Annotated in this window: 20 protein-coding genes; 10 read left to right on the top strand and 10 right to left on the bottom strand. The window is 63.6% G+C overall.

Annotated elements, in window-relative coordinates:
- Positions 1 to 34: 34 nt before the first annotated feature.
- Both CHB96_RS12325 and CHB96_RS12320 read right to left on the bottom strand, forming a co-directional pair.
- Positions 35 to 880, bottom strand: coding sequence for an LLM class F420-dependent oxidoreductase (locus CHB96_RS12325; protein ID WP_089246479.1), 846 nt, complete (start codon positions 878 to 880; stop codon positions 35 to 37).
- Positions 881 to 914: 34 nt separating this feature from the next.
- Positions 915 to 1631, bottom strand: coding sequence for a YbdD/YjiX family protein (locus CHB96_RS12320; protein WP_089246477.1), 717 nt, complete (start codon positions 1629 to 1631; stop codon positions 915 to 917).
- An 82-nt stretch (positions 1632 to 1713) separates the two neighbouring features.
- Here CHB96_RS12320 and CHB96_RS12315 point away from each other — a divergent pair, with 82 nt between their 5' ends.
- Together CHB96_RS12315 and CHB96_RS12310 are read left to right on the top strand one after the other, a co-directional pair.
- The gene (locus CHB96_RS12315) at positions 1714 to 2553 is read left to right on the top strand and encodes a helix-turn-helix domain-containing protein (protein WP_176444264.1); all 840 of its coding nucleotides are present in this window, start codon (positions 1714 to 1716) and stop codon (positions 2551 to 2553) included.
- The gene (locus tag CHB96_RS12310) at positions 2550 to 2942 is read left to right on the top strand and encodes a VOC family protein (RefSeq protein ID WP_089246475.1); all 393 of its coding nucleotides are present in this window, start codon (positions 2550 to 2552) and stop codon (positions 2940 to 2942) included. The genes CHB96_RS12315 and CHB96_RS12310 overlap by 4 nt, the downstream gene beginning before the upstream one ends.
- Here the strand turns inward: CHB96_RS12310 and CHB96_RS12305 are convergent.
- Together CHB96_RS12305 and CHB96_RS12300 are read right to left on the bottom strand one after the other, a co-directional pair.
- On the bottom strand, positions 2924 to 3931 hold the full coding sequence (locus tag CHB96_RS12305) for a glutathione S-transferase family protein (protein WP_089246473.1): 1008 nt from the start codon (positions 3929 to 3931) through the stop codon (positions 2924 to 2926). The genes CHB96_RS12310 and CHB96_RS12305 overlap by 19 nt on opposite strands.
- On the bottom strand, positions 3928 to 4650 hold the full coding sequence (locus tag CHB96_RS12300) for a GNAT family N-acetyltransferase (protein ID WP_089246471.1): 723 nt from the start codon (positions 4648 to 4650) through the stop codon (positions 3928 to 3930). Before CHB96_RS12300 ends, CHB96_RS12305 begins: the two co-directional genes overlap by 4 nt.
- Positions 4651 to 4797: 147 nt before the next feature.
- Between CHB96_RS12300 and CHB96_RS12295 the strand changes: the two genes are divergently transcribed.
- The 3 genes from CHB96_RS12295 (at position 4798) to CHB96_RS12285 (ending at position 6856) form a co-directional block, all read left to right on the top strand.
- Positions 4798 to 5001, top strand: coding sequence for a cold-shock protein (locus CHB96_RS12295; RefSeq protein ID WP_019665340.1), 204 nt, complete (start codon positions 4798 to 4800; stop codon positions 4999 to 5001).
- Between the two features lie 116 nt (positions 5002 to 5117).
- Positions 5118 to 5411, top strand: a complete 294-nt coding sequence (locus tag CHB96_RS12290) for a hypothetical protein (RefSeq protein WP_089246469.1) — start codon at positions 5118 to 5120, stop codon at positions 5409 to 5411.
- On the top strand, positions 5408 to 6856 hold the full coding sequence (locus tag CHB96_RS12285) for an MFS transporter (protein ID WP_089246467.1): 1449 nt from the start codon (positions 5408 to 5410) through the stop codon (positions 6854 to 6856). The genes CHB96_RS12290 and CHB96_RS12285 overlap by 4 nt, the downstream gene beginning before the upstream one ends.
- A 72-nt stretch (positions 6857 to 6928) precedes the next feature.
- Here the strand turns inward: CHB96_RS12285 and CHB96_RS12280 are convergent, their stop codons facing one another.
- The 4 genes from CHB96_RS12280 to CHB96_RS12265 form a co-directional block, all read right to left on the bottom strand.
- Positions 6929 to 8317: an aromatic ring-hydroxylating oxygenase subunit alpha gene (locus tag CHB96_RS12280; RefSeq protein ID WP_089246465.1), complete on the bottom strand. Its 1389-nt coding sequence runs from the start codon at positions 8315 to 8317 to the stop codon at positions 6929 to 6931.
- Complete coding sequence (locus tag CHB96_RS12275) at positions 8314 to 8619, bottom strand: hypothetical protein (protein ID WP_089246463.1); 306 nt, start codon at positions 8617 to 8619, stop codon at positions 8314 to 8316. The genes CHB96_RS12280 and CHB96_RS12275 overlap by 4 nt, the downstream gene beginning before the upstream one ends.
- A gap of 99 nt (positions 8620 to 8718) precedes the next feature.
- Complete coding sequence (locus tag CHB96_RS12270; protein WP_089246776.1) at positions 8719 to 9468, bottom strand: ThuA domain-containing protein; 750 nt, start codon at positions 9466 to 9468, stop codon at positions 8719 to 8721.
- A gap of 76 nt (positions 9469 to 9544) precedes the next feature.
- The gene (locus CHB96_RS12265; protein ID WP_245865539.1) at positions 9545 to 10315 is read right to left on the bottom strand and encodes a TetR/AcrR family transcriptional regulator; all 771 of its coding nucleotides are present in this window, start codon (positions 10313 to 10315) and stop codon (positions 9545 to 9547) included.
- 116 nt (positions 10316 to 10431) lie between these two features.
- Between CHB96_RS12265 and CHB96_RS12260 the strand changes: the two genes are divergently transcribed.
- From CHB96_RS12260 to CHB96_RS12240, 5 genes are all read left to right on the top strand, one after another.
- Positions 10432 to 11073 (top strand): TetR/AcrR family transcriptional regulator, encoded by a 642-nt coding sequence (locus CHB96_RS12260; protein WP_089246461.1) that lies wholly within the window; start codon positions 10432 to 10434, stop codon positions 11071 to 11073.
- A 61-nt stretch (positions 11074 to 11134) separates the two neighbouring features.
- Complete coding sequence (locus CHB96_RS12255) at positions 11135 to 11842, top strand: histidine phosphatase family protein (protein WP_089246459.1); 708 nt, start codon at positions 11135 to 11137, stop codon at positions 11840 to 11842.
- A gap of 72 nt (positions 11843 to 11914) precedes the next feature.
- A complete protein-coding gene (locus CHB96_RS12250) occupies positions 11915 to 12676 on the top strand; it encodes an SDR family NAD(P)-dependent oxidoreductase (protein ID WP_089246457.1) in 762 nt (253 codons plus the stop codon).
- 7 nt (positions 12677 to 12683) lie between these two features.
- A complete protein-coding gene (gene lpdA, locus CHB96_RS12245; RefSeq protein ID WP_089246455.1) occupies positions 12684 to 14084 on the top strand; it encodes a dihydrolipoyl dehydrogenase in 1401 nt (466 codons plus the stop codon).
- Positions 14085 to 14103: 19 nt separating this feature from the next.
- Positions 14104 to 14907: a ThuA domain-containing protein gene (locus CHB96_RS12240; protein WP_089246453.1), complete on the top strand. Its 804-nt coding sequence runs from the start codon at positions 14104 to 14106 to the stop codon at positions 14905 to 14907.
- Here the strand turns inward: CHB96_RS12240 and CHB96_RS12235 are convergent.
- A complete protein-coding gene (locus CHB96_RS12235) occupies positions 14900 to 15694 on the bottom strand; it encodes a maleylpyruvate isomerase family mycothiol-dependent enzyme (protein WP_089246451.1) in 795 nt (264 codons plus the stop codon). The genes CHB96_RS12240 and CHB96_RS12235 overlap by 8 nt on opposite strands.
- 33 nt (positions 15695 to 15727) lie before the next feature.
- A complete protein-coding gene (locus tag CHB96_RS12230; RefSeq protein WP_089246449.1) occupies positions 15728 to 16504 on the bottom strand; it encodes an SDR family NAD(P)-dependent oxidoreductase in 777 nt (258 codons plus the stop codon).
- Positions 16505 to 16552: the final 48 nt, after the last annotated feature.

Below are 16552 nucleotides of genomic sequence, written 5' to 3'. Positions count from 1 at the left end.
CAAGACAGTACGGCTTCCCTCCGACACAGGGGAGTCAGCCCAGGAACGCGGCTGCGACCTCGCGGTAGGTCACCGCTGGATCCTCGTGGTCCGGCAACGAGTGCACGGTGACGTGGGACGCACCGGCGTCGATGTGCTCGTGCAGGCGACGCGCGATGGAGCCGGCGTCACCGTGCGCGACGAGGGCGTCGATCAAACGGTCGCTGCCGCCGTTCTGGATTTCCTCCTCCGGCCAGCCGAGGCGCTTCAGGTTGTTGACGTAGTTCCGCAGCTGCAGGTAGGGGTTGTTCACCGGCGGCCTACCGATGTCGCGACCCTTCTGCGGGTCGGTTTCGAGAACGACCTTGTGTTCCGGTGCCAGCACCTTGCCCGGGCCGAGGATCTTCCGCGCTTCGGCTGTGTGCTCGGGCGGCGTCAGGTACGGGTGCGCACCCGCGGCTCGATCCGCCGACAATTTCAGTACCTTCGGGCCCAACGCGGCGAGTACGCGTCGGCTCTCCGGGACACCGCCCTCGTCGAGGGCGTCGAGGTAGGTCACCAGCGCGTCGTACGGCTTGGTGTATTCCTGGGTCGCCTCGGCGTGACCTGCGCCGATTCCGAGAAGGAATCGACCCGGGTGCTTCTTCTCGATGCGCTGGAACGAGTCGGCGACCTCACGGGCGTCGGCGGACCAGATGTTGACGATGCCTGTTGCGACGACGACGGACTCCGTTGCGTCGAGAACGTCTTCCGCCGACGTGAGGTCGGCGGGCGGCGACCCGCCGAGCCAGATCGTGCCGTAGCCGTCGCCTTCGATCTGTTTCGCGAGCTCGGACGGAATTCCCGAGAAGTGTCGCCAGATGCCGATGGTGCCGAGTGCGGGTGTGTCGGTGATGGTCATGTTTCCTCCAACGTTCGCAACGGTGCGAAAGATTTCAGTCGGGCTCGATGATGCGGGTCTCCGGCCAGGCTGTAGGCGGCGGACCGAACGCATCGCGCGCGTTGCGGATGACGCCTTTGCCGATGGCCCGGTTGCCTGCACCGCCGATGACGGCTCCGATTCCTGCAGGCAGCAGCTTGCCGAACAGCAGCGCGCTGCGTTTCGCGAGATACTTCGACACGAATTTCTTGACGAGCGATCGGTTCATGTTCGCCATCGCCCCGCCGGGAATGCGCGACGTCACGAGCGTTCCCCAGTTCTTCGCCGACGTCCCGACGGTCTTCTGCACGATCTGCATGCCCGATTCGCCCAGCGCGACGGCGAGGACGAGTGCGCGTCGTTGCTGATGGTCGTGGACGGGAATGCCGTGCACGGATGCGACGGACAGCGTGAGCAGCGCCGACGACTCGATGAAGAACGCGGTTTCCGCGCCGACGGCAGTCAGCGAGGCGATGGTGCCGATCGCCGGGACCGCGGCCGCCCCTCCGACCGCGCTTCCGCTGCCGGTCACCGCGAGCAGAAATCGGTTCTCGAGACGTTCTATCAGCTGAGCAGGGGTGTCGTTCGGGTGTGCGCGACGCATGTGCGCGACGTACTTCTCGACGGCCGGTCCCTGCAGGCGGCTGGCGTTGTCGAGGATGCCGACGAGCGCCTTCTCGACCCGTCCGCCTTCCTTGACGACGTCGACCTGGTCGTTCTTCTTCCTCGCCACTGCCCGCTCCGATCGATGCCCTCGTGCCGTGTTCGGTCCTGGTGCGCTGGTACCCGTTGCACCACGGTTCTACCCTGCTTACATGGGCGGTGTGTCCGACGGCGCGCGCAGAGCACCGAGCGCGAGGCTGCGGCCTTTTCTGGCGTCGTACGACGGCTACCGATTGTCGGGTTTCGAGCCGGGGCGACACATCGGCATGCCGAGTCCGTATCTGACGGTCATCCTGGCGATCGGGGAGAAGCTCGAGATCGCCGAGTCGCCGCGGCAGGGGGCCTGCGCGTTCGAGTCGTTGGCCAGCGGTATCTCGGCGGAACCTGTCACGATCGCGCACGACGGCAACCAGCACGGCATTCAGCTGTCGTTGACTCCTGCCGGTGCGCGGGCGTTGTTCGGCATCCCGACTGCTGCCCTCGGCAGCTGGATGGTCGATCTCGACGACGTTCTGCCCGACGCCCAGGAGCTGATGGAACGGATTGCCACGGCGGCGTCGTGGGACAGCAGATTCGACGTCGTCGACGAGATCCTGTGTCGGTCGGTGACCGAGCGTCCCATCGAATCGACGCTCGTCGAGGCTTGGCACCAGCTGGTCGAGAGCGGTGGTTCGGCGCGAGTGGGGGAGGTGGCGTCGAACATCGGGTGGAGTCGACGGCACCTGATCAACCGGTTCACCGCGGAGTTCGGAGTCGCGCCGAAAGATGCCGCGAAGATCTCCCGGTTCCATCACTCGCACCGGCTGATGCGACGACCGGAGAGTCCCCGGTTGTCGTTCGTCGCGGCCGAGTGCGGATATTACGACCAGGCGCACATGGCCCGTGACTGGCGAGATCTCGCGGGCGTCTCGCCGTCGCAGTGGCGTCGGGACGAGAAGTTCACATTCGTACAAGACGACGACGCAGCCGAGCGAGAACAATCGCGGGCATGACACAGAGAACAGAGATCGGAACCGCAATCTGGCCGTGCTTCGCCTATGCCGACGCCCGTGCTGCCATCCGCTTCCTCGTCGACGTGTTCGGCTTCACCGAAGCTGCCGTGTACGGCGATGGTGACGTGGTCGAACATGCCGAACTCCGCTGGCCCGAAGGCGGCGGAGTGATGCTCGGGAGCATTCGCGAGGACTCGGTCGTCGACGCGGGCGTCGGAAACGTCTACGTGGTCACAGCCGATCCGGACGCCATCCTGGAACGGGTCGAGAAGGCAGGAGCTCGCGTGACCCGGCCGATGAAGGAGGAGGACTACGGGAGCCGCGGCTTCACGTGCCGCGACCCCGAAGGCATCGTCTGGAGTTTCGGAACCTACGCCGGCACCCAGTGATCGGCGGGAACCTGCTCGTCCCGGCTCGGCGGATGGGGTGCCGAACCGTCGCCGAACGGACGTCCACCGAGTGACTCTCGGCCGTGGGGCTCGAGCCAGCCGTGCAGTTCGGGTCCCTTCGGCACGATCGACGTGGGATTGATGTCGGTGTGCACCACGTAGTAGTGCCGCTTGATGTGGTCGAAGTCGACCGTGTCGCCGAAGCCCGGAGTCTGGAACAGATCACGCGCGTAGTTCCACAGGGTAGGGATCTCGCTGAGCTTGCTGCGATTGCACTTGAAGTGACCGTGGTAGACGGCGTCGAAGCGCACGAGCGTGGTGAACAGGCGGACGTCGGCCTCGGTGATCGTGTCGCCGACGAGGTACCGCTGGTTGCTCAGCCGACCGGCGAGCCAGTCCAACGCGTCGAACAGTCGGTCGTAGGCCTTGCCGTACGCCTCCTGAGATCCGGCGAATCCGCAGCGGTAGACGCCGTTGTTGACCTCGGTGAAGACGCGGTGCGCGACCTCGTCGATCTCGCCGCGTAGCGCCTCCGGGTACAGATCGGGTGCACCCTCTCGGTGGTACTGCGTCCATTCCGTGGAGAAATCGAGCGTGATCTGCGGGTAGTTGTTGGTGACGACCTGCCCGGTCGAGATCTCGACGATCGCCGGCACCGTGATTCCTCTGGGGTAGTCGGGGAACCGGGCGAAGTAGGCGTCCTGCAACCGAGGGATCTGCAGGACCGAGTCCACGCCGCCGGGCGCCTCGTCGAAGTTCCAGCTGCGAGGGTCGTGAGTCGGACCGGGAATGCCCAGCGAGATGGCGTCCTCGAGTCCGAGCAGCCGACGGACGATGATCGAGCGGTGAGCCCACGGGCATGCCCGAGCAGCGATGAGACGGTAGCGACCCGGCTCCACGGGATAGCCGTCGCGGCCGTCTGCGGTGATGCGCGTGTCGATGTAGTTGGTGTCGCGGTTGAATTCCTTGCCGGGCTCGACGTAGGTCATAGGTTCAACGTAGAGGAGTTCGGCGAGTCGACGGAGACGAATACGCCCCATTCCTCGTAGCCGAGGCGTGCCGCGAGACGTCGTGCGGTGCCGTTCTCCTCACCGCACCTCCACTGCGGGATCATGCCTTCGTCGAACGCGTCGTTCGTCGCCAGACGAGCGACCACCTGGGCGTTACCCCGGCGTCGTGCGGTCGGGCTCGTCAGGACGCCGACGTCGGCGAGCACGCCTTCCCATTCGAGGTACGCGGCGCACGCCAGCGGCGTTGCGGAATCTGCAGGGCGGTCGTCGTCGAGCACCGTGAACCAGGAGCGTCTGCGAGTGAGGTCCGCGGCGATCACGTCGTCGGGTGCACAACGGGACTCGAGCTCGAGAACGTGAGACAGGTCGTGCGAGATCAGCGGGTCGTGGCGGCCCAAGTCCGTCCCGACGTCGGCCGCGTAGGAAAGAACGATCGGCCCCTGGATACGGCCCGATGCTCGTGTCAGGGACGCCAAGGTGCCGCGTCGAGCGAGGTCGTCGTCGGACAAGTCGGCCGCAGCAGTGACGGCGTCCTCGGGGCCGACCAGTGCACTGGCGTCGCCGAAACGGGCGAATGTGACCGAAGTCTCATCGGGGGTGACGGAGATGTGTCGATGCCCGTCGCGCAGTGCGGAGTCCTCCAGCCCCAGGTGCCGTGACCACGCGAGGCGGATGATGTCGTGATGATGGGAATCCACCGTCGACAGACTATCGGGCGTTGTACGAAACCAAGCTATCGGACTTTTTGTGCCCTGACGTTTCGCAAAGCTCAGTTCGATGGCATGATCACGAGTGAGATTGGAACTTCGCCGTGAAGGTCCAGCTCGCTACAGAAGGTTTACGGTATGACGCAGGGCAGTGTTAAGTGGTTCAACGGCGAAAAGGGCTTCGGCTTCATCGAGCAGGACGGTGGCGGACCTGACGTGTTCGTTCACTACTCCGAGATCCAGGGATCCGGATTCAAGACGCTCGACGAGGGTCAGCGCGTGGAGTTCGAGGTTGGACAGGGCCAGAAGGGCCCCCAGGCTACGGGCGTTCGCGCTATCTGATCCCCTAAAAGGATCGCCAAAACCCGGTTTGGCTGACGGCTTGACGCTGTCTCACTCCCGGTAGCAAAGGCCGGATACACGGAGAGAAATCTTCGGGTATCCGGTCTTTGTTGTGTGTGGGTCTGCCTCTGGTTGGTGCACAGCGGCAATCGAGGGTTGCGACGCACGCGCTTCTCCGCACTCGGATCGAACGCAAATGCGTCGAGGACACCGAACTCGCCGAGATCGAGAACGTTGCGGCGTCGCGCGGCATCGCTCCGATCTTCCTCGTCGGGATCGGCTATATGAGGGCCGTCATCGACGCGGAAGTGACGTGGCTGCAGAAGTTCGTCGGCGACGTCGAGAGCGGACGAATTTCTTGGCTCGACGCGCACACAGCATTATCCAGACACCCGAAGGACACGGCATGACAACCCAAGTGCAGCAAACAGATTCAGATATCAAGCCGTGGCCCGCCCTGTGGGCGCTGTGTCTCGGATTCTTCATGATCCTCGTCGACACGACGATCGTTGCCGTCGCGCAGCCCGCGATTCTCGAAGGGCTGCAGACCGACATCAACAACGTGATCTGGGTGACGAGCGCCTACCTTCTCGCCTATGCGGTGCCTCTGCTCGTCACCGGCAGGCTCGGTGACCGATTCGGCCCACGGAACCTCTACATCGCAGGTCTCGTCGTGTTCACGGCCGCGTCGGCGTGGTGTGGCCTGTCGGGTTCGATCGAGATGCTCATCGCCGCCCGTGCGGTGCAGGGACTCGGTGCTGCCATGATCACGCCGCAGACGATGGCCGTCATCACGCGAGTGTTCCCGGCGGACAAGCGCGGAACGGCGATGGGTGCCTGGGGCGCTGTGGCCGGAGTGGCCACTCTGGTCGGCCCGATTCTCGGCGGCGTGCTCGTCGATTCGCTCGGCTGGGAGTGGATCTTCTTCATCAACTTGCCCGTCGGTGTCGTCGCAATTGCGTTGGCGCTGAAGTTCGTTCCGGTGTTGCCGACCAATCGGCACAAGTTCGACATCCCGGGCGTCGTGCTGAGTGCGATCGCGATGTTCTGCGTCGTGTTCGGCATCCAGGAGGGCCAGAAGTACGACTGGGACGGACGCATCTGGACCCTGATCGTCGCGGGCATCGTGGTGTTCGCCGTGTTCGTGTACTGGCAGGCGAAGAACCGCAACGAGCCGCTCGTTCCGCTCGCACTGTTCAAGGATCGCAACTTCTCGCTGTCCAACATCGGTATCGCCGCAATGGGATTCGCGACGGCGGGCATGATGCTGCCGTTCATGTTCTACGCTCAGAGTGTCACCGGATTGAGCCCGACACGGTCGGCGATCCTGTTCGTTCCGATGGCAGTCCTGACAGGTGCGTTGGCACCCAACGTCGGCAAGCTCGTCGACCGCACCCACCCGCGGTACATCGCCGGAACCGGTCTGCTGCTGTTGGCGATCGCGTTGATCGCGCTCGCGGCGTTGATGACACCCACGACGGCAATCTGGAAGCTGCTGATCCCCATCGCCGTGATGGGCGTCGCGAACGCGCTGATCTGGTCTCCGTTGGCGGCCACCGCAACTCGGAATCTGCCACTGTCACAGGCAGGCGCCGGAGCCGGTGTCTACAACACCACGCGGATGATCGGATCCGTCCTCGGAAGCGCGGGCATCGGCGCGTTGATCCAGTCGCGCCTGGCCGTCGAGATCCCCGGCTCCGCGTCCGCGGGTGCCAGTGAGTTCGGCGGTCGGGTCCCGGAGATGTTGCGCGACGGCTTCTCCACCGCCATGGCTCAGTCCCTGATCCTCCCGGCGGCCGTCCTGCTCGTCGGTGTCGTGGCGGTGTCGTTCTACAAGCGGCCTGAGTTCAAGTAGGGCGGCTTCGCCGCCACGTGCACGAAAATACGTAGCGAGCTATGTATTTTCGTGCACATGGGCGCAGCCCCTCTAATCGACTTCTTCCCCGATCCACTGGGCGAGTAGGTGGTGAATGTGCCTTATCTTTACTTCCTGGTACCGGGCGAGCGGCAGAGTCTTGGCCTGAGTCGTCTTGAGTCCCTTGTGCACTTTCGGCATGTTGTAGGCGTCCTGGTCGAACACTCGGGCCGAGCTTCCGAGAATCGTCGCCTCCAACCATGATTGTTCCGGTTCCAGCCATTGGGTCTTGGCCGGCTTCGGGCGCTCGCCCTTGAACGGGCCCAACAGGTACACGTCCATGATCGACGTCTCGTGATTGTCGCCGTTGGGTCGGAACCTGTAGACGATCCGCTGGTAGGCGCCCCAGGGATGAAAGTTGGGGAAGAGCGTGTAGTAGATGCTGTCGAGTGATTCGGCGTCGGACATGTTGTCTGCCTTGACATCTCCGATGATGTCCCGAAGCCCTTCGCGGGCGAGCATTCCCGACATCTCGCGGGCAGTGACACCGTCGGGCAGTGTCACCATGGGATCCTCGTCGATCCGCGCGTCGACCATGGAGTCGAACATTTCTTGTTCTGTGGGAACGAAGGTGATGTGCGGGCTGGGAACTCCGTTCGCGGTGATGCCGCGATTGAAGTTTCCCCAGCTGTCGTACTGGCTGTTCGAGTCGCCAGTGCCCACGACGCGTTGCGGATGCGTGGTGATCACGTGGAAAGCCTCGGAGAACGCTTCCTGCGCGATCTTCCAGTTCGCCTGAATCACCTGCGCTACGTGGGCTTGGATGTAGCGATCTTCGAGTGGCCATGCCTCGAAATGCTTTCCGAGGTCACCGAGAAAACTGTCGAGTGATTCGGACTCGGGGTCCAGGTTGACGAAGACGAATCCACCCCAGGTGCCGACCTTGACCTGCGGCAGGTCCATCTTGCCCTGATCGACCTGTGGAAAGTCCCACGCGCACGTCATGGACTTCAACGTCCCGTCGAAGTTCCATGCGAAACCGTGGAACGGACAACGCAATTCGTTACCGGCTGGTCCTGCTTCCTCACGGAGAGTCCGGCCGCGGTGGAGACAAGAGTTGTAGAACGCGCGGATACTCATGTCCTTCCCGCGCACGATCAGAAGAGACTTCTCACAGATTTCGTAGACGAGGGTGTCGCCGGGTTCCGGAATTTCTTCTTCGCGGCAGGCCATCTGCCAGACTTTGTACCAGACTCGATCGCGTTCCAGCTCATGGTATTTACGACTGATGTATCGAGAGACGGGGACGAAGTTCTGGTCCTCGTACAGGTCGTGGCTCTCCTCCCGGAGGATCGGAGGAACCGGATGCGTATCGGTGTCCAGCAGACGCTGGTAACCCAGTCCGTTCTCGATGAATCCGTCGTCCGCCGCTGATGCGGGGCGTTCCTCGATTCCGGTCACAGTTTCCCTCCCTGCTCCAGCGCAATGGCGCGGGCTTCCTCTGCGGCTCTGTCGGCCTGCATCTTCTCCAGCAATTTGGCTGCTCCCATGAAGCGCCGGTTCTGAGTGATCGGAACAGGCTCTCGCGGACCGAGTCCCACCCAGCGGGCCAGTTCGGGATCAACTGCTTTGACGTCGCCGTGGAGGTAGCGACCTTCCGGGTCGAATGTGCCGGTTCTGCCGTCGCGAGTGGTGACCAAGACGTTGAAGTCGTCGTCGAATTCGTAGATTGCGTGGCTCATCGGATGCTTGATCTGTCGCATCGCGGGTCTCCTCGGAGCGTGACTGAAGCCTTACTTGGTGTCGAATACACTTACTGTAGCAGCGCCCAGTGACCCCGAACACATATTTCTTGAATTCGACTACATAAAGTCGCTCGGACGGCGAGAAGCCCACCGAACCGCGCCTGCCACCAGTCGTCGGTACACAGGGTCGGACAATGTTGCAGCCGAATCTCCCGGCTGCAGGTACGCCAGTCGGCTGCGGCCGTTGGTCTTCGTCCATCCGACCAGCGACGAGCCAGGAGCGTGTCGCCAGCCCTCGCGTTCTCCTCTTCTCCCTGCCATCGCGAGTGCGGTGGACCAGTGCACGGCGTCCGTCATGTCGGCGTCGGTGCGCAGCAGCGGCGTCACGTCCTCTTCGAACACCTCGCACAGGTATGTCTCGTCGACCAGATCGAACGATTCGGGCAGGCCCTCGACGATCGAATGCGCAGGGTCGACGACCGAAATCCGTTGGGGCACCTCGAGTCGGTAACCGGAATCGGGTGTGTCGACTCCGCGTACCGTGCCCGGTCTGTAGAGGTATTTTCCTCCGACGAATTCGGCCCACCCGTCCCACGTCGCCCACGATGCGATGGCGTGGTGGAGCACTACGTAACCCAGGCCCGACTCCGGGGCGGAGAAGACCGCGTCACGCACGGCGTCGGGCGGGTCGGATGGTTCGGGCAACGTCCCAGGCATGTCGTAATGAAGAAAGACGTCGAACTCAGCCGTAGAGAAGTCGTGGACGTGCTGCTCGAACCAGGTGACGTCACCGGGAAGGGACTGCAACAGGTCGGCGAAGGCATCTCGGTCGAACGAGTGCCCTCCGGTGAATGCTGCGATGCGCATGAACACACTCCAGAACTCGATCAAGCAACTGATGGTTCAGTCAAGTTACTCGAAAGGTGACTGCTGCGAGCGAAGTTCAGCGGCCCTCGATCATCTTCGAACATACGTCGCTGGTCGCAGTGCGCAGCCGTGGCACCGAGATGTTCGACAGCGGACCGCCCTCGATACGCAGGGGCTGAATGGCGATGGTGGTCGCGATCATCGTTCGTACTCTCAGGGAACGTGCTGCCTGCTGCGCTGCTGCCGCACGCTTGTTGGGAGGCACATCGGTGGCGGGGAAGTAGTCGAACGCGCGTCGGATGTGACGCTCCATGTATTCCTTGGTCAGCAGGCGGGTGCCGGAAGTAGCGCCGCCGGCGATCTGGAGGAACAGCATGCGCGACGCGTTCGGATGTTCGGCAGTCCAGTCCCAGACGGCGCCGATCACGGCTCTGAAGGAGGTGGCGTCGGCCTCGACATCATCGGGCCTGGTGTTCTGTGCTGCGGCGGAGCTGGCATCCATCGCGTACCCCAGGGCGCTCTCGAACAATTCCTCCTTGCTCGAGAAGTGGTAGTACACCGCGGTGGCCACCATGCCTGCCGCTTCCGCGATTTCCTGGATCGAGGCTTCCGCGAAGCCTTTCTTGGAGAAGACGCGGACCGCGGCCTGGACTATGAGGTGGCGGCGAGACGGTCGATGTGCGGAACCCTTCGTCTCGGTGTCGCGAACAGGATGAGCGGCCGCGTCGTAGTCCATGTCGTCGTCGTCGGCCGCCGGCGAGGAGTCACAGCCCGTCGACGGACTGTCGTCCTGGTCGCTCTCGTCCGGCGACACGCCCTCGTGTTCGGTGGTCCTCCGTCGTGGCACTGTTTCCTCCCGAACTCGTCGATCCCCACGTCCGAGAACCGCATCTGCTCCCAAATTACTCGGCGGAGCAAGTCGCGCCGCCCCGGCCCGACTTCCTGCCTGTCATGATCTAGTCCATGACAGGCAAGAAAGGAACGCCGAGAGCCGCAGGCAAGGTCCCGGCGGACAAGAGCGCCAAGCGGGCGGCTCATCGACCGTCGCGCCGTGAGATGGTCGTCGATGCGGCCATGCATCTGTATTCCGTGCGTTCGATCGAGGACGTGACGGTCGCCGATATCGCTGCCGAGGCTCAGATGACCTCTGCCGCTGTTTATTATCACTACCCCTCGAAAGACGACGTTCTGCTCGGCGGTCTTCGTATCTATTCGGAGGGCTTGCTCGACGAGCTGCACGCCCGGATCGAGAGCGACGGGGACGCGACACTCGGCGACATCATCGTGGGCTTGCTCGAGTGGACCGATGGGCACCGTGCGGCGTCGCTCGTGTACTTCGTCCATTCGCCTGGCTGGAGCCTGTCCATCGAAGCGCTTCGTCGCAACGTCCGGTTGACTTTCTTGAATGTGCTGATGGCGGAGCTGCGCACACGAAACGGCATCACATCGCGCGCGAAGCAGGCCGCGGCTGCGACTGCGTTGTCGAGTCTGCTGGAGGTGTCGGTGGCGTCCTGGTTGACGGAGGACGCTGTGTTGGCGAACCTCGGCCGTCGCCGATTCGCCGACGAGGTGCGTGATCTGGCCGCCGACATAGCGAGCGTGTAGTTCCAGCAGTTTTTTCTCCAAGTATCTTTAGACTGACGATAGTTTGTGGTTGACTCGGACCATGCTCAGTCAGCCGCGCGCTCGGTCCATCGATCTCGACAACCCGTTCGCGCCGTTGACCGGGTTGTGCGAGTTGGTGCTCGTCCGTCACGGTGAGCAGAAACTGACCAAGGGACTCAGTGTCGGAGAGACAGTGGACCCGCCGCTGTCCGAGCTCGGCGAACGACAAGTTCGGGCGGTCGCCACCAGGCTGGCTACCGCTCGCGTCGACGCGGTGTACAGCTCACCGCTCCGACGCGCGCTCCGAACCGGCACTGCCATCGCCGAACGCCATGCACTGACTCCCGTCGTACGCCAAGGACTCACCGAATACGAACCGTGGCAACGCTTTCCAGAGGACCGATCCCCGTTCGAGGTCCTTCCGCACGACGAGATCGCGACGATCTTCCGTGACCATATCCGAACCCGCCGTTACGACGCATTCCCGTATGCCGAGGACGCAGACGCGTTCCGTTCGCGAGTGCTCGGCGAGATAGCCTCGATCGTGGACTCGCATCTGGGCGAGCGTGTCGTGGTGACGTGCCACGGCGGAGTCATCAACGCGGTGCTGGCAGATGCTCTCGGAAGCGGCCTCGACATGCCTGTGCGTGTACATCACACCTCGCTCAGTGTGGTGCGAGGGGCCGACTCTCGCCGCGCCGTGCAGTCGATCAACGATTTCTCTCACGTCCTCGACTTCCAGACCCACGTCGAAGCCATGAATCAGTAAGTCCCGCAGCACCCACAGGGAACCGTCGTCACTCGGCGCGCGTAGCGCCCTCAGCAATCAAGGAGTCAGCACATGGATCTCGGTCTCGCCGGAAAACGCGCTCTGGTCAGCGGTGCGAGTCGCGGAATCGGACTGTCGATTGCCAGAACACTGCTCGCCGAGGGTGCCTCGGTCGGAATCTGCGCTCGCGGCAAGGAACATCTCGACGAAGTTGCCGACGAATTATCCGGTGCAGGAACGGTTTTCCATCAGGCGGTCGATGTCGGCGACGCTGCGGCCGTGGCATCGTTCGTCGACGACGCGGCAGCCGCACTCGGGGGCATCGACATCGTCGTGGTCAACGCGTCGGCAGCCACCGGCAAGGGTCCGCAGGCCTGGCTGAACAGTTTCAACGTGGATCTGATGAGTCTGGTCAATTTCATCTCGTCGGCAACGCCCCACCTCGAGGCGAGCGACGCGGCATCGGTGGTCACCATCAGCACCACGTCCGCGCTGGAGGCGGGCCCGATCACGACAGCGAACAGCTACGGTGCACTCAAGGCCGCGGTGTTGCAGCATTCGTCGGCGCAGGCACGTGCATTGGGTCCCAGTGGAATTCGCGTCAACGCAGTGTCGCCCGGGCCCATCTACTTCGAAGGTGGCGCATGGGAAACCATCCAGAACAGTCGACCGGCCCTCTTCGAGGCGGCGCTGGAATCGGCGTCGCTCGGCAAACTGGGTGCCGCGCAGGACGTTGCGAACGCGGTGACCTTCCTGTCCTCACCTGCAGCCGGTCACATCACCGGAATCAACATGGTGGTCGACGGCGGATTCACCAACCGGTTCGATTTCTGAGTCCGGCATGACCATCGAGTCGACCGGCACAGCCGACGTGGTGATTCTCGGCGGTGGCTCGGGCGGATACGCCTGCGCACTCCGCGCGGCGCAATTGGGTCTGTCGGTGATCTTGATCGAGGCCGACAAACTGGGTGGAACCTGCCTGCACAACGGGTGCATCCCGACCAAGGCGCTACTGCACGCCGCTGAGATCGCCGATTCCGTGCGCGAGGCGGCACGTTTCGGTATCAAGGCAACGCTCGACGGTGTCGACATGAGCGCCGTCAACAGCTACAAGGACGACGTGATCGCCGGGCTGTACCGGGGATTGACGGGTCTCGTCGCATCGCGCGAGATCGAGGTGGTTTCCGGTTGGGGCAGGCTGGTCGGCGCACGGTCCGTCGAGGTGGATCTCGCATCCGGGGGCACTGCGACGTATCGCGGCGAGTCTGTCGTTCTCGCGACGGGGTCGCAGTCGAAATCGCTACCGGGGTTGACCATCGCAGGCTCGGTCGTGACCAGCGACCGTGCTCTGCAACTGAGCGAGGTTCCGGACAGTGTCGTGGTGCTCGGCGGCGGCGTCATCGGGTGCGAGTTCGCCAGTGTCTGGTCTTCTCTCGGCGCCGCGGTCACCATCGTCGAGGCGGCACCGACTCTGTTGCCGACCGAGGACTCGTGGACGTCGAAGCAAGTCGAGCGAGCTTTTCGCAAGCGCGGGTTGACGTTACGGACCCAGACGGCGTTCACCGCGGTAGCCGATCGCGCTGGTGGCGGAGTGACGGTCGACTTGGCGGACGGCAGCAGTATCGACGCGGATCTCATGTTGGTGGCGGTCGGAAGAAGCCCGCGGACCGACGGCATGGGGTTCGTCGAAGCGGGGATCGACCTCGATCGAGGGTTCGTGGCAGTGGACGAGTGGCTGCAGACGTCGATACCAGGAGTCTTCGCGGTGGGCGACATCGTGGCCGGACCGCAGCTCGCGCATCGCGGATTCGCCCACGGGATCCTCGTTGCCGAGCAGCTGGCCGGGCTCGACTGTGTTCCGGTGAACGACAAGGGGATTCCACGAGTGACCTATTCGAACCCCGAGGTCGCCTCGGTCGGTCTGACCGAGGCCGAAGCCGCGGAGACGTATGGCGAGGTCTCGGCGGTCGTCTACGACCTGGGAGGCAACGGTAAGAGTCGAATCCTGAAGACGTCCGGCGGTGTGAAGGTGATTCGAGCGGGTTCGGACGGGCCTGTCGTCGGTATTCACCTGGTCGGCGCGCGCGTCGGGGAACTGATCGGGGAGGCGCAGCTCATCTACAACTGGGAGGCGACGGCGCAGGACGTCGCTCAGCACATTCATGCGCATCCGACCCAGGCAGAAGCATTGGGCGAGGCGCATCTCGCGTTGGCAGGCAAGGCGTTGCACGCGCACGGTTGAGGTACGAGAAGAGGCGAGTATGTCGGGACCAGCAGGCCGGCTCGATGCGGTGGTGGTATGCGGCGGCCAGTGGCACGATTTCGACTACGCGCGGCTGCAACTGCTGTCGGCGCTGAGCGAATTCGAGAACGTCCGAACTCGGGTGTTCGAGGACTACGACTGTCTGGATGCCCTTGCTTCGGCCGACCTGCTGATCACGTACACCTGCAACCGAATCCCGGACACCGGCCAGCAGATCGCTGTGGCTGACTTCGTCGAGCGTGGTGGGCGCTGGCTGGCGCTTCACGGCACGAACTCGGCCATCGTCCGCACACCGCCTGGTTCACCGAGCAAGTACGTGACGCCTCGAACGCTGGGAGGACTCCCAGGCGTCCTGGGAAGCCAGTTCCTCGGCCATCCACCGATCGCACCGTATCTGGTCGAGATCACCGAGCCCGATCATCCACTCGTCGCCGGTATTGCGCCGTTCGACGCCGTCGACGAGCTGTACGTCAGCGAGCTACATCCTCCGATCCGCGTACTGGCGCACACTCGATTCGTCGGTGAGTCAACAGGTTTCGAGGAGGGCCACACTACCGTGGACGAGCCGAGGCCGGTGCTGTACACGAAGGACCATGGAGCGGGAACCGTGTGTTACTTCACGCTCGGCCACTGCAGGGGGCGGTTCGACGTGCAAGACCTGGGCATCGACGACCTGGGACGAGTGGATCGGGGGAGTTGGCCGGTTCCCGAGTATCGCGCCATTCTCGCGCGGTGCATCTCCTGGGCCGTCACCGGCGAGATGACGGCCCAGCGAGAGGTTCGTGCACCCGAAGTCAGATGATGTCGACGGTATCGAGAACCCTCTCGGCGTAGACCGAGTCGCCCTCGACCGTCACGTGCTGTCGCCACGGGCTGCGCGTCGTTCCCCACATAACGAAATCCGTTGCAGTCGAGGTGATCACCGTGTCGGCAGTGGTCGGTCCCGCTTCCACGGTCAGCAGATCCGAACCGGGCAGGAGGGTCCACTCTCCACCGCCTGCGCCCGTCAAGCGCACGCCGAGGGGGCTGCCCAGAACCGTGCTCACCGGGGTGCACATCTGCGGTAGTCCCGACCACATCCACTCGACGGCGGTGTGGACCAGTTCGTGCTCGGCATCGGGTACCTCGCGCACGACTGGGCCCTCGGGCCCGAGTAGATCGACATACATGTGGCACCACATGTCGAAAGCAAATGCATCCGAAAGCTGATGTGAACGGTAGGTTCCCAGGTCGGTCAGAACCATCGGGGTCGACGCCAGATCGTCGCCCTGCATCGCTTCGAGGACACCCATCGCGCCCTCGAGGTTGGACAGGAACTCGTCGGCGACCTGTGTACTCGACCAGTCCCGACGCGCATCGACCAGCCGGTTCTGCAACTCCTCCGCGGTCGACGGTGCAGGGACCGACGGGTCAGCGGCGGGTGGGTCGACCAACGCGCCGAAATTGGAGCCCGTGTGCGCGACGAGATCCTTGACGGACCAGCCGGGACACCGGCTGGGTGCCGACCATTCGGCGGCGGTCAGGCTGCGGACGACGACCGAATACCGTTCTGCGAGTGTGCGACTGGCGCTCAGTCCAGCTGTGCTCATTCCATTCTCCGTTCGATGGCCGGTCGGGTCTGCTCAGTACGACGCGGTGCCGCCGTCGACGCTGAGGATGGCTCCGGTGATTCCGGCGCCTGCATCGGAGGCGAGAAGGATCGCCATCGCGGCGACTTCCTCGACGGTGTTCGGCCGTTTGATCGCCGACTCCTCGGCGAACAGCGCGACCATCTCGTCGAACGTCATTCCCATGGCCTTCGCGGTGCCGGGTCCGTTGTTCTTGATGATGTCGGTGATCACCAACCCTGGACAGATCGAGTTGACGGTGATGCCCTCGGTTCCGACCTCACGCGCGATCGACTTGGTCATGCCGTTGATCGCGTGCTTCGCCGCGACGTATGCGGTGAACACGGGTTTGCCGTGCTTGCCTTCCACCGACGAGATGTTGATGATGCGGCCGTACTTGTTGGGCAGCATGTGCTGCAGTGCTCGCCGGGTTGCCCAGAAGTTCGAGTTGAGATTCCAGTTCATGACGAGCGTCCACTCATCGTCGCTGAGCTCGGCGGTGGGCTGCAGGTCTTTCGCGCCGCCTGCGTTGTTGACCAGGACGTCGATGCGGCCGAATGTGGCGACCGTCTGCTCGACGAAGTCCTCGACGTCCGATTGTGTCGTGACATCGCCGGGGAAGAACACAGCACGATCTCCGACGCCGAAATCGGCGAGGGCCTTGTCGCCTTTCTCCCGCGAGCGGCCGTTGAGCGAGACCTTGGCTCCCTCCGCCAACGCGGCTGCGGCGATTCCTCGACCGATGCCCTGCGTACCGCCGGTGATCGCAACAACTCTGTCTTGAAGTTTCATCGATGTTCTCCTGTGCAGATTCGGTCAGGAAATCGGGCAAGTAACTTG

This window comes from Rhodococcoides kyotonense, assembly GCF_900188125.1.
Classification (GTDB): Bacteria; Actinomycetota; Actinomycetes; order Mycobacteriales; family Mycobacteriaceae; genus Rhodococcoides; species Rhodococcoides kyotonense.
The sequence above is the reverse complement of the archived record's forward strand: the minus strand, read 5'-3'. Positions and strand labels throughout refer to the sequence as shown.

Excerpts from the sequence above, each read along its gene's own strand:
- CHB96_RS12325 (WP_089246479.1), bottom strand. The coding sequence starts at position 880 with ATGACCATCACCGACACACCCGCACTCGGCACCATCGGCATCTGGCGA.
- CHB96_RS12315 (WP_176444264.1), top strand. The coding sequence starts at position 1,714 with ATGGGCGGTGTGTCCGACGGCGCGCGCAGAGCACCGAGCGCGAGGCTG.
- CHB96_RS12310 (WP_089246475.1), top strand. The coding sequence starts at position 2,550 with ATGACACAGAGAACAGAGATCGGAACCGCAATCTGGCCGTGCTTCGCC.
- CHB96_RS12305 (WP_089246473.1), bottom strand. The coding sequence starts at position 3,931 with ATGACCTACGTCGAGCCCGGCAAGGAATTCAACCGCGACACCAACTAC.
- CHB96_RS12295 (WP_019665340.1), top strand. The coding sequence starts at position 4,798 with ATGACGCAGGGCAGTGTTAAGTGGTTCAACGGCGAAAAGGGCTTCGGC.
- CHB96_RS12285 (WP_089246467.1), top strand. The coding sequence starts at position 5,408 with ATGACAACCCAAGTGCAGCAAACAGATTCAGATATCAAGCCGTGGCCC.
- CHB96_RS12275 (WP_089246463.1), bottom strand. The coding sequence starts at position 8,619 with ATGCGACAGATCAAGCATCCGATGAGCCACGCAATCTACGAATTCGAC.
- CHB96_RS12270 (WP_089246776.1), bottom strand. The coding sequence starts at position 9,468 with ATGCGCATCGCAGCATTCACCGGAGGGCACTCGTTCGACCGAGATGCC.
- CHB96_RS12260 (WP_089246461.1), top strand. The coding sequence starts at position 10,432 with ATGACAGGCAAGAAAGGAACGCCGAGAGCCGCAGGCAAGGTCCCGGCG.
- CHB96_RS12255 (WP_089246459.1), top strand. The coding sequence starts at position 11,135 with ATGCTCAGTCAGCCGCGCGCTCGGTCCATCGATCTCGACAACCCGTTC.
- CHB96_RS12250 (WP_089246457.1), top strand. The coding sequence starts at position 11,915 with ATGGATCTCGGTCTCGCCGGAAAACGCGCTCTGGTCAGCGGTGCGAGT.
- lpdA (WP_089246455.1), top strand. The coding sequence starts at position 12,684 with ATGACCATCGAGTCGACCGGCACAGCCGACGTGGTGATTCTCGGCGGT.
- CHB96_RS12240 (WP_089246453.1), top strand. The coding sequence starts at position 14,104 with ATGTCGGGACCAGCAGGCCGGCTCGATGCGGTGGTGGTATGCGGCGGC.
- CHB96_RS12235 (WP_089246451.1), bottom strand. The coding sequence starts at position 15,694 with ATGAGCACAGCTGGACTGAGCGCCAGTCGCACACTCGCAGAACGGTAT.
- CHB96_RS12230 (WP_089246449.1), bottom strand. The coding sequence starts at position 16,504 with ATGAAACTTCAAGACAGAGTTGTTGCGATCACCGGCGGTACGCAGGGC.